At 67.8% G+C, this 15,750-nt stretch carries 15 protein-coding genes; 10 read left to right on the forward strand and 5 right to left on the reverse strand.

Features of this window, described 5'->3' with window-relative positions; all coding sequences use genetic code 11:
• Positions 1-2,223: PAS domain S-box protein (locus AC1DKD_RS27735; RefSeq protein ID WP_477143948.1), on the reverse strand; the 2,223-nt coding region annotated here is incomplete at its 3' end.
• Positions 2,224-2,621: 398 nt separating this feature from the next.
• Here AC1DKD_RS27735 and AC1DKD_RS27740 point away from each other — a divergent pair.
• A complete protein-coding gene (locus AC1DKD_RS27740; RefSeq protein ID WP_441626469.1) occupies positions 2,622-3,035 on the forward strand; it encodes a nuclear transport factor 2 family protein in 414 nt (137 codons plus the stop codon).
• A gap of 38 nt (positions 3,036-3,073) precedes the next feature.
• On the opposite strand, the gene AC1DKD_RS27745 is transcribed toward AC1DKD_RS27740, so the two are convergent.
• Positions 3,074-4,285: an acyltransferase family protein gene (locus AC1DKD_RS27745; RefSeq protein ID WP_441626467.1), complete on the reverse strand. Its 1,212-nt coding sequence runs from the start codon at positions 4,283-4,285 to the stop codon at positions 3,074-3,076.
• Between the two features lie 260 nt (positions 4,286-4,545).
• Between AC1DKD_RS27745 and AC1DKD_RS27750 the strand changes: the two genes are divergently transcribed.
• Positions 4,546-5,004: a (2Fe-2S)-binding protein gene (locus AC1DKD_RS27750; protein ID WP_441626466.1), complete on the forward strand. Its 459-nt coding sequence runs from the start codon at positions 4,546-4,548 to the stop codon at positions 5,002-5,004.
• Positions 5,005-5,024: 20 nt separating this feature from the next.
• On the forward strand, positions 5,025-7,271 hold the full coding sequence (locus tag AC1DKD_RS27755) for a xanthine dehydrogenase family protein molybdopterin-binding subunit (RefSeq protein WP_441626464.1): 2,247 nt from the start codon (positions 5,025-5,027) through the stop codon (positions 7,269-7,271).
• Between the two features lie 12 nt (positions 7,272-7,283).
• Here AC1DKD_RS27755 and AC1DKD_RS27760 read toward each other — a convergent pair whose 3' ends face one another.
• Together AC1DKD_RS27760 and AC1DKD_RS27765 are read right to left on the reverse strand one after the other, a co-directional pair.
• Complete coding sequence (locus AC1DKD_RS27760) at positions 7,284-8,174, reverse strand: anti-sigma factor family protein (RefSeq protein ID WP_441626462.1); 891 nt, start codon at positions 8,172-8,174, stop codon at positions 7,284-7,286.
• Positions 8,161-8,847, reverse strand: coding sequence for an RNA polymerase sigma factor (locus AC1DKD_RS27765; protein ID WP_441626460.1), 687 nt, complete (start codon positions 8,845-8,847; stop codon positions 8,161-8,163). The genes AC1DKD_RS27760 and AC1DKD_RS27765 overlap by 14 nt, the downstream gene beginning before the upstream one ends.
• A 202-nt stretch (positions 8,848-9,049) precedes the next feature.
• On the opposite strand from AC1DKD_RS27765, the gene AC1DKD_RS27770 reads away from it, so the two are divergent.
• The 7 genes from AC1DKD_RS27770 to AC1DKD_RS27800 all read left to right on the forward strand — a co-directional run bounded on the left by AC1DKD_RS27770 (position 9,050) and on the right by AC1DKD_RS27800 (position 14,360).
• Entirely contained in the window at positions 9,050-9,931 is an 882-nt protein-coding gene (locus tag AC1DKD_RS27770) for a metallophosphoesterase family protein (RefSeq protein ID WP_477143949.1), read from the forward strand.
• Positions 9,932-9,979: 48 nt separating this feature from the next.
• Positions 9,980-10,360, forward strand: coding sequence for a cupredoxin domain-containing protein (locus AC1DKD_RS27775; RefSeq protein WP_441626458.1), 381 nt, complete (start codon positions 9,980-9,982; stop codon positions 10,358-10,360).
• Positions 10,361-10,706: 346 nt separating this feature from the next.
• The gene (locus AC1DKD_RS27780) at positions 10,707-10,991 is read left to right on the forward strand and encodes an ArsR/SmtB family transcription factor (RefSeq protein WP_045239210.1); all 285 of its coding nucleotides are present in this window, start codon (positions 10,707-10,709) and stop codon (positions 10,989-10,991) included.
• 159 nt (positions 10,992-11,150) lie between these two features.
• Positions 11,151-11,759: a 2OG-Fe(II) oxygenase gene (locus tag AC1DKD_RS27785; RefSeq protein ID WP_477143950.1), complete on the forward strand. Its 609-nt coding sequence runs from the start codon at positions 11,151-11,153 to the stop codon at positions 11,757-11,759.
• A 63-nt stretch (positions 11,760-11,822) separates the two neighbouring features.
• Positions 11,823-12,539 (forward strand): Crp/Fnr family transcriptional regulator, encoded by a 717-nt coding sequence (locus AC1DKD_RS27790; RefSeq protein WP_477143951.1) that lies wholly within the window; start codon positions 11,823-11,825, stop codon positions 12,537-12,539.
• A gap of 612 nt (positions 12,540-13,151) precedes the next feature.
• Positions 13,152-13,370, forward strand: a complete 219-nt coding sequence (locus AC1DKD_RS27795) for a hypothetical protein (protein ID WP_441626452.1) — start codon at positions 13,152-13,154, stop codon at positions 13,368-13,370.
• A gap of 135 nt (positions 13,371-13,505) precedes the next feature.
• Entirely contained in the window at positions 13,506-14,360 is an 855-nt protein-coding gene (locus AC1DKD_RS27800; RefSeq protein WP_477143952.1) for a LysR family transcriptional regulator, read from the forward strand.
• Positions 14,361-14,372: 12 nt separating this feature from the next.
• Here the strand turns inward: AC1DKD_RS27800 and AC1DKD_RS27805 are convergent, their stop codons facing one another.
• Positions 14,373-15,377, reverse strand: coding sequence for a zinc-dependent alcohol dehydrogenase family protein (locus tag AC1DKD_RS27805; RefSeq protein ID WP_441626448.1), 1,005 nt, complete (start codon positions 15,375-15,377; stop codon positions 14,373-14,375).
• Positions 15,378-15,750 lie beyond the last annotated feature (373 nt).

Genomic DNA, 15,750 nt, shown 5'->3' on the forward strand with positions numbered 1-15,750 from the left:
GTCGTTGACGATCTTGAAGCGGTCCAGGTCGATAAAGCACAGCGCGTGATGGCGTTGCTGCATGCGCGCGGCCTCGCAGGCCTCGCGCAGCCGCTTCTCGAACCAGATTCGGTTGGGCAGGCCGGTCAGCGCATCGTGCGAGGCCGAATGGGCCAGCTCGCGCTGCAGCGCGCGGGCGCTGGTGATGTCCTGGAACACCAGCACCGCGCCGATGACCTCGCCGGACGCGGTGCGCACGGGCGCGGCCGAGTCCTGCACGTCGTGGCGGTCGCCGGTCAGGCTTTGCAGCACCGCGCCGTCCTGCAGGTAGACCGGGCGCAAGGTCTGCAGGCACTGCGCCACCGGGCTCGGGATCGGCAGGTTGCTGTGCTCGTCGACGATGCGGAAGATGGATTCGAGCGGCTGGCCGGCGGCGGACTGCATGGTCCAGCCGGTAAGCTGCTCGGCGATGGGGTTCATGAACGTCACGCCCATGGCGGCGTCGGTGCAGATCACCGCGTCGCCGATCGAGCGCAGCGTGATATGCAGGCGCTCCTTCTCCTCGAACAGCGCGTCGGTGAGCCGGTGCTGTTCGGTGATGTCCCAGTTGGTGCCGATCATGGTCAGCGCGGTGCCGTCGTCCTCGCGCAATACCATCGCCATGGCGCGGATATGCCGCACCTCGCCGTCGGGGAGCAGGATGCGGTATTCGGTATCGAAGGAGCGCACGCCACGCACGGCGTCGCGCATTTCGCTGCGCGCCTGCTCGACGTCCTCCGGATGCACCATGGCGATCCAGCGCTTGATGTCCGGCGTGCCGCGCGCGGGATCGACGCAGTGCAACGCGTGCATGCGCGCATCCCACTCGATGGCGCCGCTGGCGATGTCCCACTCCCAGATCCCCACGCCACCCGCTTCCACGGCCAGCTGGGTCCGGCGCGACAGCGCCTCGAGCTTTTCCTGCGCGGTCTTGCGTTCGTCGATGTCCTCCACCTGCGAGATGAAATGCAGCGGCTTGCCGCTGACCTCGTCATGCACCAGGGATACCGCCAGCAAGGTCCAGCGGTAGCTGCCGTCCTTGTGGCGGAAGCGCTTTTCTATCCGGTAGGACTCGATTTCGCCGGCCAGCAGCCGTTCGACCTGGTGCATGTCGGGGGCGAGATCGTCCGGGTGGGTGATCATCGGGAAGGGCAGTTCGGCGAGTTCGCCGGCCTCGTAGCCGAACAGGTCGCAGATGGCGCGGTTGACCTGCAGCCAGCGGCCGTCCAGCCCTACCAGCGCCATGCCGATGGCCGAGTGCTCCATGGCCTGGCGAAAGCGCCGTTCGCTGCCGCGCAGCTCGCTGCGGTCGCGCCGGTTCTGCTCCAGCAAGAAGGCGATGCAGACCGGGAACACCATGATCAGCGCGGTCGACAGTTGCACCGACTGCAACAGGAAGGGCTCGTTCGGGCCCTGCCCCAGCGAGGCCGTCACCAGCCCCAGCGCCACCGTGGCGCAGATTGCCAGCAGCGTGAGCAGGGCGGTAGCGAAGGGATTGGTCATCAGCGCCGCCAGCACCAGCGGCAGCGCCATTACCACGAAGGGCTCGTTGCTCTTGTATAGCGCCACGGCGCCGACGGCCAGGCACAGCGCCAGCAGCGCGGCGAAGCGGGGCAACCGCGCGCGGCGGAAGGTATCGCCGACGCGCTCGCGCGTGACCGACACCATCAGCGGCAGCAGCATCACGATGCCCATCGAGTCCGCCGTCCACCAGGTCCACCACACCGAAGCAAAGCCGCTGTGGTGGGCGGTGCTTATGGTGGCGGCGCCGATCGTGGCGCCTACCGCCGGCCCCAGCGTGCCGGCGGCGCCGAGGGTCAGCCCGAAGCGCGCCAGCGGACCTGGCCGGGATAGCGTGGCGCCGCTGGTCATGGCGCGCACCAGCCAGGCCGAGAAGGCGATTTCGGCCACGTTGCCCAGCGCCAGCGCCACCGCAACGGCGGGGAAGTCGCCCATGGCCGCATTGGCCAGCACGCCGGCCACCAGCATGCCGGCCAGCAGCCAGGGCGCATCGCCGTGCCGCTGATGCAGCAGGATGCCGAGGCCGAACGCATTGGCCAGCCAGAGCATGGCCACATTGCCCGGATAACGAGACACGGCAAGGCCGGCCAGGGCCAGCAGGAAGAAGCCGAGGGCGGCCAGCAACACACGCTGCCAGCGCGGGCAGTGAATGGGCAAGGGGCGGACTTCCAAATCTGGCGTCATGTCGCGTCAGCCTGCAGCTGCGTTTTGAAAAGGGGAGCGATGGCGGGGTGTTGCGGCAAGTTGCACGCGCGGCCCAGCCTAATCGACCAATATAGCGGCGATATGCCGGGAGCACGAGGCGATAAGCCCAGGTGTGTTCCCGCTGTTCGCACTAGCGCGCCGCGCGGTTTTGCGGTATGCAAGCCGGCGCAGTGGCTCCCGAACGGCGCCGGCGGCCAGGCTGGCGCCGTGATGCACGGCGCGTATCGTCCAGGTCCCGCGGCCATTTCGGTTAATGCCCCCCCTGAGGAGGGGTATCGCGGAAGACTTCATCCACGATTACCTCGCGCGTAATCGCGCACGGCGCTGCGCGAGCCGATGATATGGACAGCTTCCTCACTCAACCCAAGGAGAACGCCATGTCCGAATCGGATCGCACCGCCGCTACTGCCACTTTCGCCGCCCCCGACCTTGCCGCGCTGGCCGACTGCTATCTCGCGGCCTGGAACGAAACCGATGCGGCGCGCCGGCGCGCGCTGATCGGCAGCACGTGGACCGAGTCCGCCAGCTACGCCGACCCGCTGATGCGCGGCGATGGCCACGCGGGCATCGACGCCATGATCGCCGCCGTGCAGCAGCGCTTTCCCGGCTTTCGCTTTACGCGCGTTACGCCTGTCGATGCGCACGGCGGCAACCTGCGTTTTACGTGGGAGCTGGCGCCGGCGGGGGCGGCCGCCGTGGTGGTAGGCACTGACTTTGCCACGGTGGCGGCCGATGGCCGGCTGCAGAGCATGACCGGCTTTATCGATCGCGCGCCGGAAGGCCTGGCGTGAGCGTGAGGCAGCCTGCGCTGTCTCTGTCTGTCACGCCCTCACGCGCCTGCCCTTGGGCGGCGCGTGGCGAAGCGGCCGGCGAGGCGCCTGCCTGTTGCCATCGCCGGCAACTCCACCCAGCGATGCAGCAGCATGGCAAGGCCGAGCGCCAGCGCCGCGTCGATGGCGAAACGCGTGAGCTGCAGGCCCACTTGTTCCGGCGCCAGCTCCGGCATCAGCCGCTTCACGGCTTCGATCACCGTGGGATGGGTCAGGTAGAGCGCGTACGATAGCTCGCCCAGCCATACCAGCGAGCGCGGCACGCGCAGCAGGCCTGCGTGCTCGGCCGCCACCGCGCCGAACAGCAGCGCGCCCGCGGGCAAGCCGCGTCCCGCCAGGCTGAACTCCGGCTCCACCAGCCACAGCGARAGGGCGAAGCTGCCCACACCGATTGCCAGCAAGGCGATGGCCACGCGGCGCGTGAATCGATGGCGCGCGCGCGCGTAGACCCATGCCAGCGCGCAGCCGAGCGCGAATTCCAGCACCAGCGGATTTGCGATCATGGCCACCCACGTCGAGGTGAACGGGTAGAGATGCGCCGGGTCGGGGTCCACCGCGCCGAAGCGCCACCAGGGCAACAACAGCGTGGTGCACCCCAGCACCGCGGCCACCACCAGCAGCGCCCGGCGCCGTGCCACCAGCAGGCCGAGCGCGAAGATCGCATAGAAGGCCATCTCGTAGTTGAGCGACCAGCCCACGTACAGCGCCGGATAGCCGAAATAAGGCGGGTCCTCGTGCGCGACCGGCAGGAAGGCCAGCGAACCGGCGAACACCGCCAGGCTCACCGGATTGAGCGTGAGCGCGTGCAGTGCCGACATGATCCAGTACGGCGGCGCAAGCCGGCAGGCGCGGCGGATGGCGAAAACCAGCGCCGGTTCGGGCTCGGTGCGCCCGAGCACCGCCACCCAGGCGATGATGAATCCGCTGATGACGAAGAACACATCCACGCCGACATGGCCGCGCTTGATCACATGTTGGGTGAGCCACGCCAGCAGCGGGAACTGTTCGCCGCCCAGGCGCAGGCCCGAGTGATAGACCAGCACGTAGGCCGCGGCCAGCCCGCGCAGCGCCTGGATGCTGTCGAGCGTGGCGGGCGCCGCATTCGCCACCGGGCGGCTGGCGCGGCTGGGTGCCGGGAGTGCTGCGGCCGGGGCGGGCTCAAGAGGGGGGCGCGATCCGGAAGGCAACATGGTGGTGGATGATTCGGGCACGAGTCCGGGCTTCCGTGTGGCTGGCTGCCGATAAGAAGCAGACTGCCAGCCTCGCAGCCAAGTTCGCTGCGTCCCTGGGGCCGGTGCCCCGTACTGCACGCGTACGCCCTTTTTGCACTATTCTCAGAAAGTTGCATGGCGCCCGCGCCGAGGCATGGGCGGACGCCGCTCACCGGCCGCCGGCGGCCCGGTGCGGCAGGAGTCAACCTCTGCACCATGCCGGGGCGGACCAGGGCAAACAGACCCAAGGAGCATCCCCCATGACCACGCTAGTTATCAACGGCAAGCCTGTGCAGGTAGACGTTGATCCTTCCACGCCCCTGCTGTGGGCGCTGCGCGACAACCTCGGCATGACCGGCACCAAGTTCGGTTGCGGCATGGCCGCGTGCGGCGCATGCACGGTGCACGTAAACGGCCAGGCCACGCGCAGTTGCGTGACACCCGTCTCGGCCGCGCAGGGCGGGCGCATCACTACCATCGAAGGCGTTTCCGGCGACAAGGTCGGCCGCGCGGTGCTCGATGCCTGGATCAAGCATGACGTGGCCCAGTGCGGCTACTGCCAGAACGGCCAGGTCATGAGCGCGATAGGGCTGCTGCGCACCAAGAAGCACCCGAGCGACGCCGACATCGACCAGGCGATGGCCGGCAACCTGTGCCGCTGCGGCACCTACCAGCGCATCCGCGCGGCCATCAAGGACGCGGCGCGCGCGCTGGCTTAAGGGGACAAGGGGACGACACCATGCGAATCAGACAACTCGAAGCGCTGGCCGGCGGCAACCCCCGGGGCACCGAGGCTGCCGGGGCCGCCGCCACGCTGGACCGCCGCGGCTTTCTCAAGCTGACCGGCTTTGCCGGCGGCGGGCTGGCGCTGGGCGTGCTGCCCGTGCCGGCCGCGCTGGCGCAGGAAGGCGGGGCGCCCAAGGCGCCGCCTTCTCCGCCACAGGCTTTCCTGCTGATCGCGCCGGACAATACGGTCACGGTAGCGGTCAACCGGCTCGAATTCGGCCAGGGCGTGCATACCGCGTTGCCGATGGCGCTGGCCGAGGAACTCGACGTGGACTGGCGCAATGTGCGCGCCACGCTGGCGCCCGCCGGCGACGCCTACAAGGATCCCGCTTTCGGCATGCAGATGACCGGCGGCTCCACCGCGCTCAATCACTCCTTCCAGCAATACCGGGAGCTGGGCGCGCGCGCCCGCGCCATGCTGGTATCCGCGGCGGCAAAGCAATGGGAGGTCGATCCGTCGAGCTGCCAGGTGGCGCTGGGCGTGGTCAGCTCCGGCAGCCATCGCGCCACCTTCGGCGAACTGGCAAAGGCGGCCATGGCGCTGCCGGTGCCGCAGCAGGTGACGCTCAAGGATCCGGCGCAGTTCAAGCTGATCGGCAAGCCCACGCGGCGCCTGGACGCGCGCGGCAAGCTGGATGCCAGCACCGCCTTCGGCATCGACGTGCGCCTCAAGGACATGGTCGTGGCCGTAGTGGCCCGTCCGCCGCGCTTTGGCGGCAAGGTGAAGTCTTTTAATGCCGACAAGGCGCGCGCGATCAAAGGCGTGGCCGATGTGATGCTGGTGCCCGTGGATCGCGGCGGCACCGGCGTGGCGGTAGTGGCGGACGGCTACTGGCCGGCCAAGCAGGGGCGCGATGCGCTGGAGCTCGTATGGGAGGACGCCGGCTCCCGCGCTTCCACCAAGGCGCTGTTCGCGCAATACAAGACGCTCGCCGCATCGCCCGGCACGGTCGCGCTGCGGGGCGATACCGGCGCCATGTCGGGCGCCGCGCGCACCATCGAGGCGGACTATGAATTCCCCTACCTGGCGCACGCGCCGATGGAGCCGCTGAACTGCACCATGCAGGCGGAGCTGACCGGCAAGACAGTGCAAAGCGTCAAGGTATGGGTGGGGTCGCAGTTCCAGACCGTGGACCAGGCCGCCATCGGGCGCGTGCTCGGGCTGCCACCGGCCAAGGTCACGCTCAATACCATGATGGCGGGTGGCGGCTTCGGCCGGCGCGCCGTGCCCACCTCCGATTATCTGGTAGAGGCCGCCAACGTCCTGCTGGCCTGGGTCAAGAACGGCCATGACGAGCCGCTCAAGGTGATGTGGAGCCGCGAGGACGATATCCGCGGCGGCTACTACCGGCCGCTGCATGTGCATCGCGCGCGCATCGGCATGGACGCGAAAGGGCAGGTGCTCGGCTGGCAACACACCGTCGTTGGCCAGTCGATCCTCGCGGGCACGCCGTTCGAGGCCTTCATGGTCAAGGGCGGGGTGGACGCGACCATGGTCGAGGGCATCGTCGAGAACGACTACGGCTTCCCGCTGCAGTTGTCGGTGCACCACCCGCAGGTGGACGTGCCGGTGCTGTGGTGGCGCTCGGTAGGTAACACGCATACCGCCTTCGTCAAGGAAACGCTGGTCGACGAAATCGCGGTGAACGCCAGGCAGGATCCGGTGGCGTACCGCCTTTCCCGGCTGGACGGGGCAAAGCACGCGCGCCATCGCGCGGCGCTGGAGCTGGCGGTGCAAAAATCCGGCTACGGCAAGCGCAAGCTGCCCAAGGGCCAGGCCTGGGGCGTGGCGGTGCACGAGTCGTTCAATACGGTGGTGGCCTATGTGGTGGAAGTGTCGCTGGTGAAGAACGAGCCGCGCGTGCATCGCGTGACCGCCGGGGTGCATGCCAACCGCGTGGTCAATCCCATGTCCGCCGAGGCGCAGGTGCAGGGCGCGTGCGTGTTCGGACTGGCGATGACGCGGCCGGGCTTTGCCATCGAGATCGAAAACGGCGCGGTGAAGAACAGCAATTTCCCCGACTATCCGCCGCCGCGCATCACCGATGCGCCGGTGGTGGATGTGTTCTTCGTGCCCTCCGGGGATCCGCCCACCGGGCTGGGCGAGCCGGGCGTGCCGGCGATTGCGCCGGCAGTGGCGAACGCGTTGTTTACGCTGACCGGCAAGCGCCAGCGGCAGCTGCCTTTTGTGCTGGGCTGAGCGGGCGCGGGCTCAGGGCGCGTGGCTGTCGCCGGCCGCGCGCCAGGCCTGCGTGAAGCGCAGCAAGTCGTCGGCGGACGCATCGGTGACGGCGGCGTAACGCATGCCGTCCGCGTCCCAGGTGGCGAGCTGGTAGCCGTTGCGTGCCGTCATCTCGGGCGGCGCGCGGTTGCCGCGAGCGCCGGTGTTTGTCCTGTCCGGTTTGTCGTCAGTCTGCAACGGCAGCACGAAGACATCGATGGGGTGCTGGTTGCGGCGGTAGACCAGCACGGCGACCGCCCTTCCGTGCACGTAGTCAAGCCGCCCCCCGACCAGCGGAAAGCCTTGCGCGGCCAGATCCCGCACGGTCGGCGCGTAGTCGATCCTGCCGTTGAACCAGGGCTTGACCGTGTGCCGGTCCGATGAGGCGACATCGATCGTGTGCCCCGAGAGCAGCGCGCGCACATGGCTGCTGACCGTCTCGCCTTGCACCGATTGCTCAGGCCCGTCGTTTAGTGCGTACCGGACCATGCTGACGCCCAGCGTCGCCACCGTGAGTGTCGCCATGGCGGCATTGGCGGCCGGGCTCCATTCGAAATAGCGCCGTATCCGTTGCCACCAGGCGCTGGCGTTGCCGGAGGATGCCGTGACGCCACCGCTGCCGGCAAAACGCTGCGCCGGCTCCGCGGGGCTGGTGGCCTGCGCCTGGGCCAGTGCGGCGCTCAGGCTCGCGCGTAGCGCCGGGCCGGCACGATGGTAGGGCGCATGCGCGCGCAAGGCGGTGCCCAGCTCGCGCAGTTGGGCTAGTTCGGCGGTACAGCCCGCGCATTGCGCCAGGTGCCGTTCCAGACGCAAGGCATCGCCCGCGCCGAGTTCGCCGTCGGCACAGGCGTGCAGCAGCAAGCGCGCGTCAGTGCAGTTCATGGCCTGTCTCCCCGGCAGGTTGCGGCGGCGTTCCGTGCATGCCGGTTGCCGTGGCTGTCCTGCCCGTTGCCGGCGCGGCGGACAGGGTGCTTGCCGCGCCGGTGTTGCCGCTGGCGGTTCGCGTCCCCTGCGCGCGCAGGGCGATCACCGTCACCGCCAGCAGCTTGCGCGCACGGGCCAGTCGCGACATCACGGTGCCCAGCGGGATATCCGCGATGGTGGCGATGTCGCGATAAGGCAGATCCTCCAGTTCGCGCAGCACCAGGACTTCGCGGAAGGCCAGCGGGAGTTGCTCCAGCGCGAGATGCAGCAGGCGGACATCCTCGGCGCGCAACAGCCACTGCTCCGGGCCGTCGCCGTGGCCGTCCTGCCAGCCGGGCAGGGGCGTGCCATCGTAATGCGCGTCGTCGTAGCCCGCGCCGTCGCCCTGGCCAGGCTGATGCCGCTTGCGCCAGGCGGTGAACCAGGTATTGCGCACGATTGCCAGCAACCATGCGCGCGGCTGGTCGCCCCGGAAACTGTCGAAAAAACAGAAGGCACGCAGGCAGGCTTCCTGTACCACGTCATCCGCCTCGGCGGGATTGCCCGACAGCCAGCGCGCCAGGTTGTAGGCGGCGTCGAGATGCGGAAGCACCAGATCGTTGAATCGGCGGCGCCGGTCGGCTGCGTTCACGTCACTCCTTCGGCCCGACGGCCGGGCGGGCACATCGGTGCCGCTCGTCCTGTGTGCCTGTTTGTCAGCGTATACCTGTGACGCCCCGAGTTTATTCCCGATCGCCGTGTCCCACCGCGGAAAAAAATAGCGCGGGCGGCGGGAATAAACACGGCTTCGCTTCGGTATGACAGACATCCCCCAAGCCACGGATGGAGCCAACATGAAGCGAGCATGGAAACGGCGCGATTTCCTCGGGCTTGCCGCCTGCGCCGGCGGTGCGGTATTTGCGTCGGCCTTGCCCGGATGGGCGGCCGGGCGCGATGAAGCCTTTTACTTTGTCCAGCTGTCGGACGCGCACTGGGGTTTCCAGGGGCCGCCCAACCCGGATGCGCGCGGCACCTTGCCCAAGGCGGTCGCGGCGGTCAACGCGCTGGCGGAGCCGCCGGATTTCCTGATGTTCACTGGCGATCTCACGCATACCACCGACGATCCCGCCGAGCGCCGCCGGCGCATGCGCGAGTTCCAGTCCATCATCGCCGCGCTCAAGGTACCGGTTGTGCACCTGATGCCGGGCGAGCACGAYGCCRGCCTSGACGMSGGSGCCGCCTAYCGCGAGYTGTTCGGKCCCACGCACTATRTGTTCGAYCACAAGGGSGTGCATTTCATCGTGCTGGACAACGTGTCGGATCCCGCCGGCCGGGTCGGCGCGGCGCAACTCGACTGGCTCGCCGCCGATCTTGCACGGCAGCCGCAGTCGGCCCGGATCGTGGTGTTCACCCATCGGCCTTTGTTCGACCTCTATCCGCAATGGGACTGGGCGACGCGCGATGGCGCGCAGGTGATCGAGCGGTTGATGCCGCATCCCAACGTGACGGTGTTCTATGGACACATCCACCAGGAGCATCACCATATGACCGGGCATATCGCGCATCACGCGGCGCGTTCGCTGATGTTCCCGCTGCCGGCGGCGGGGTCGCAGGCGCAGCGTTTGCCGCTGCCGTGGGATCCGGCGCAGCCTTATCGCGGGCTGGGGTGGCGAGAGGTGGAGGCGCGCCGCGCGTCGGGCGATCTCGGGATCGAGGAAAAGCCAGTCACGGGCTGAAGCGCGGTGGTCCGTCCATCGTGCCGGGGAAACAATCAGGAGTGGATCATGCCGGCAACACTGACACTACGGGAAGGAATCAGCCGCAGGCGGGCGCTGTGCTGCCTGCTTGCCCTGGCGGGCGGCGTGCCGCTATTGCATGGCGCGGCTGCCGAACCGCGGGTGATCAAGGTGCATGCGCGGAAGTTTGTCTTCACGCCGGACCGGATTGCGCTGCGCGCCGGTGAGCCGGTGGTGTTCGAGTTGACGGCGCAGGATGCGATGATGGGGTTTAGCGTGCCGGATTTCGGTATTCGTGCCGACTTGCCTCCCGGCAAGGTGGTACGGGTTCCGGCGATGGCGAAGACGGCCGGGACATTCGGGTTCCTGTGCGATATTTTCTGCGGGTCGGGGCACGAGACGATGAATGGGGTGATTGAAGTGACGTAGGGGGGCGCGACTCAGCGTCAAAGGCATAAAGTCAAATCTCGCCGATTTGTGCAGTGCGGTAGTTCGTCCCATGAGCGCAGTGACGACCGTTGCGCGACCACGCGCCGGATCGCTTGTGCGCATCCCTCAGCCGCGGCTTGTGCGAGCGGGCGCGGCCTGCACGCGCGTGTCGCGGCCTGTTGTAATCTTGTGTCATTGTGCGCCGGCATGCCCTGGCTGGTTGCTTTTGCCGCGCCTGCCGCGTAGAAAGTAGATGTCAGGCGGTCGCGGCGGGCGAGCTGCAGCAATCCCGACGGCCGGCGACGCACAATAACGATATCTGGACGACGAGCGGGAAGACGTGGCCATGGAGACCGATCAAGAAAGCACACTGACCTACGCGCTGCTGGCGGTGCCGGCGCGCGCCGCCATCTGCCGCGCGCTGCTGGATGCGGGTGACGCTGGCATGCCGGCCTCCGAACTGGCCGTCGTGGCCGGGCTGAGCCTGCCGCGCGCCAGCCATCACTTCCAGGAGCTGACGCAGGCCGACGTGCTGGCGCTCATCATCCGGGACCGGCAGGTGATCTATGCACTCAAGGCACGGCGCGCGGTGAGCCTGGCGCTGGAGTATCTCGACAGTAGCGGACTCTAGTCGCTCCCGGCCCACACCAGTTGTTCAGCCGGCGCCGGTCAAGCTGTCCGGCGCAGGATGCGTGCCGAATTCGCGCGCCGTCTCGCGGGCAAGCGCGTGCGGCGCGCTTTGGTTTTTTGTCTCGTTGTTTATGTTGTTCCGTATTGAAATCAGGTATCTATGTCCGCACTGGAAAGTCTGTTTGTCGCCCTCGAAGAGCGGGGCTGGGCTGTTTCCGACGACCTTATCGACAGCACGCTGGCCGCGCGGCTGCATGACGAGAGCCGCGCTGCGTGGGAGGCCGGCCTGTTCCACCCGGCCCGGATCGGGCGAGGCGAAGAGACGGCACGCGACGCCGGCATTCGCGGCGATTCGATCCTGTGGCTCGACGATRCGCCTGCCGGCACGGCCAGGCAGGATTTCCAGGCGTGGGCGGCGGCCTTTCGCGCGGATTTGAACGCCAGGTACTTCCTGGGTTTGAAGCGCGAGGAATTTCACTTCTCTCACTATCCCGTGGGCACGGCCTACAAGAAGCACATCGACCAGCATCGTGCGACCCTCCACCGGAAGATTTCGCTGGTGCTGTATCTCAATCCGCATTGGGACGAGCACGACGGCGGCGAACTCGCTCTCTACGCCCGGGACGGCGATGCCGCCGCACTGCACCGCGTGCTGCCGAAGCGCGCGCGGCTGGTGGTGTTTCGCAGCGACCTGGTCCCGCATGAGGTGCTGCCCTGCCACAAGACCCGCTGGGCGCTGACCGGCTGGTTTCGCACCGATCCCGCGTAGAACGCGCTTTATGTTCCAGGGGCTGCCGTCCCGCCAGCAAGTGTCCAATCCGAGCCCATGCACATGAGCCCACACCCGCAGTCGCACGAAGGCCATGCCGCCGCCAGCGGGCAGTTTTCCGCCGGGCTGGAAGCCCTGCTCAGATCGCATGCCATGCGCCGCCAGTTGGCGAAGGGCGAGGTGCTGTTCACCTACGGCTCCAACCCGGATGCGCTCTTCTGCGTCGAGCGCGGCGCTATCAAGGTCAGCAGCACGGCGCAAAACGGGCGCGAGGCTGTCCTCAGCCTGCTCGAAGCGGGGCAGTGGTTTGGCGAGGTCTCGCTGTTTATCGATGCGCATCGCGTGTACGACACCCGCGCCGCCGAGGCGAGCGAAGTGCTGGTGATTCCCGCGGCCACCTTCCATGCGCTGATTGCACGGGAACCGCGCTTGCTGATGGAATTCACGCAACTGATCTGCCGGCGCTACCGTAGCGCGCTGGAATGGATCGATGAGGTGATCCTGATGCCGTTCCCGGTGCGCCYGGCGCGGCGCCTGCTTGCCGTCGAGCACGCGCACGCGCTGTCGGCGCAAGGCATGCAAACGCAGGGCGGGCGCCCCGCGCTGAAGCTGTCCCAGGAGGAGCTGAGCCACATGCTCGGCGTGTCTCGCCAGAGCGTCAACCGGCAACTCAAGGACTGGGAGAAGCAGGGGGTGCTGCGCCTGGAATACGGACGCCTGATCCTGTGCGACAAAGCAGCGCTGCAGGCCATCGGCAGCGAGGCCGCGCCGGCACCATAGGCGTGGGCGGCATGGGCGGCATGTGCGGTGCGCATCCGCAACCGGCATCGCGCATCGTCGCAACATTGAAATAACCGGCGGCTAAGATCCGGCGGGGCCAGCAGATACTTCTCCCTCACGGGGATGGCAGGTTTTTTGACGAAATCCGTGTCTGCCTGGCCCCGCCCTCCTTGCTGTTGCGCGCTATTTCGAAGATGGGAGTTGCGCGCCGGCCTATTGGCGATCGTCCGCGGTCCCGGGATTGTTGCGTTTTCTGACGGTTGTTTTATTGCACCGCAAAATGTGTCCCGTTGGCCTTTATATAACGCGATACGGTATCCAGCGCCTATAATTATTGTGCGTCGCAGCAGTTCGCATGCGACCCTCGGAAGCCAGGATGGAGCGCGGCACGAAGCCACTGGTTTTCCGTCCTCCCGGCTTGTTCATGCATGCGCGCATGGCCACTACACGCCATGGCAGTGCCGGCGGCCTGCGTGTGCCGGTTTCCATCGCCCATCGCCGCAATGTGACGCCCGCCGGTCTCCACAAGACCCGTTCCGCGGCCGTGGCCGACCATCCGGACCTTGGCCGTCCATCAGCAATTAGCGATCAACAATCAGCAAGAGGAGCGCAATGTTGCCGTGTGAGCGATGCGAGCGCCAGGCCGGCAGGCCAGGACACCTGCCGCCCCACCCGGACCTGGAGGCCGCGCGGACAGACGCGCCGGCGGTGGGTGGCGCGGCCTATGTCTATCGATGCCGCCAGTGCGGCCATACCATGGTGCTGCGCAGCCCCAGCCCGGAAGTGCCGGACTATTGGGCGCTGGGCGGCGACGAGGCGCCCAGCGCCTGAGCGCCTGTCGGCAGGGCCGCCGCTCACCCTGTTGTTGGCGCCGCGGCGCCGTGCCATCATCGCGCAGCCGCGGGCGATGTCCTTGCCGCGCCGCATTCAACTGCCTCTCAACTTCAAGGCCGGCAAATTCCGCAGATGGATTGGAGCGATATCAAAGTCTTCCTGGCGATTGCCCGCGCCGGCACCCTCGGCGGCGCCGCGCGCATGACCGGGCAGACCCAGCCGACCATGGGGCGCAGGCTCAAGGCGCTGGAGGAGGCCGTCGGGCACGCCTTGTTCCAGCGCACCAGCGAGGGTTTCGTGCTGACCGACGAGGGCGCTGCCGTGCTCGCCCACGCGGAGCGCATCGAGGAGGAGGCCATTGCCTTCGAGCGCCAGTTGTCGGGCCAGGCGCGGGAACTCGATGGCATGTTGCGGATTTCGTCGTCGGACTGGTTTGGCGTGCACATGCTGACGCCAGTGATCGCGGACTTTATCCGCGCCCATCCACGCGTCGCGGTGGAACTGGTGACCGATGCGCGCCTGCTCAGCCTGGCACGCCGCGAGGCCGACCTGGTGTTCCGCATCCGCGCGTTCGACGAACCCGATGTCGTGCAGCGCAAGCTGATGCAGATGGACTACGCGCTCTACTCGGCGCCCGGTGTGGCGCCGCCGCGCCCCGGCGATGGCGAGGGCCATGCCCTGCTGACCCTGGATACCGGCCTGGCCGACCTGCCCGACGTGGCCTGGATGCGCAAGCTCCTGCCCGGGGCCAGGGTGGCGTTCGGCAGCAACAGCCGCGAGGCGCAGGCAAAGATGTGCGCGGCCGGCGCCGGGCTGGCGGTATTGCCCTGCCTGCTGGCCGAGCGCGTCGGAGGCCTGCAGGCCATCGATATGGGCGAGCCGCCGCCGCGGCGCGATGTATGGGTCGGCTATCACCGCGACCTGCGCCGGCTCGGACGGCTGCGTGCCTTCCTCRATGCCACCATCGAGCGCCTCGGCGGTGGCTAGCGCGGCGCGCGCTCAGTCCTTCGCAATTTCCACCACCAGCTTGCCGCTGGCCGTACCGTTTTCGATGGCCTGGTGCGCTTCGATCGCGTTGCCGAGATGCAACTGGCGCGGGTCGAGCCGCATGGTGAGCTTGCCGGCTTCGGCCAGCCGGGTGGCTTCGCGCAGGATTTCGCCATGATGGGCGCGGCCCTTGCCGGTCAGCAAAGGCATCAGTGTGAACACGCCCGAATACGTGGCGGCGCGGAACGACAGCGGCGCCAGCGAGTGCGTGCCCCAGCCCAGGCAACTGACCACATGGCCGCCATAGGTGCGCGCGGCCCGGAAGGCACTGTCCAGCACCGCGCCGCCCACGGTGTCGTAGACCACGTCGAAGCCTTCGCCTGCCGTATGTTCACCGACATACTGTTCGACCGATGCCGTCGCGAAGTCGATCGCGGTGGCGCCATAGCTTTCGATGATCTCCCGATGGCGGGCCGATCCGGTGGCATAGACCTGCGCGCCGAGCGCGCGTGCGATCTGTACCGCGATGTGCCCGACGCCGCCCGCACCGCCATGCACCAGCACCTTCTGCCCGGCCTGCACCCGCGCCCGGTCGACCAGGCCTTCCCACGCGGTGATGAACACCAGCGGCAACGCGGCGGCTTCGCGCATCGATAAATTGACGGGCTTGGGCGCCAGCAGGTCGGCATCCACCGCCGCGTACTGCGCGAGCGAGCCTTGCAGGCCGCCCACGCCGCCGGTCATGCCATAGACCTCGTCGCCGGGGGCAAAGGCCGTCACACCCGGTCCGACGGCTTCGACCACGCCAGCCATATCCAGCCCCAGCACGGCCGGCAAGGGGTGGCGGGCGTGCGCCGCATTGCCGGCGCGGATCTTGGTGTCGAGCGGGTTGACGCCGCTGGCGAGGATGCGCACCAGCACTTGGCCGGGGCCGGCCTCCGGCCTGGGCAGCCGGACGGTCGAGAACGGCGAGCCGGCGGCTTCGACGATGAGGGCCAGCATGGAGGCTTGTGACATGGTGAACTCCCGAAAGGAATGTCGTGGGTTGGTGTCACCATTCTTGGTTATGCGCAAATTTTCGTAAATCAACTAATTTGCACATGTTTCATGCGTATCTGCATGACTGTGGGTGCGGCTCGGGGCTGAATCAGGGCGTTGCCGCTCAACCTCACGCCTCGGGGCACAGGCTTGCGTGCGGAGGCAATCATTCGGACTTGCACAGGCATGGCTGACTCATCACCCGCGTACGTCCTGTCATTCTGTTGATCCCAATCAAACTGTCCCGTGTACCGCCTCCTACCGTTACCTTGCGGCGCGTCATTCCCGCGTTGCCTGCGGTGTTTCGGGGGGCGCCGATTCGCATTACAGTATCCAGGGGCGTGAATGGAGC

The sequence above is a fragment of the Cupriavidus sp. 05T313 genome, assembly GCF_056396665.1.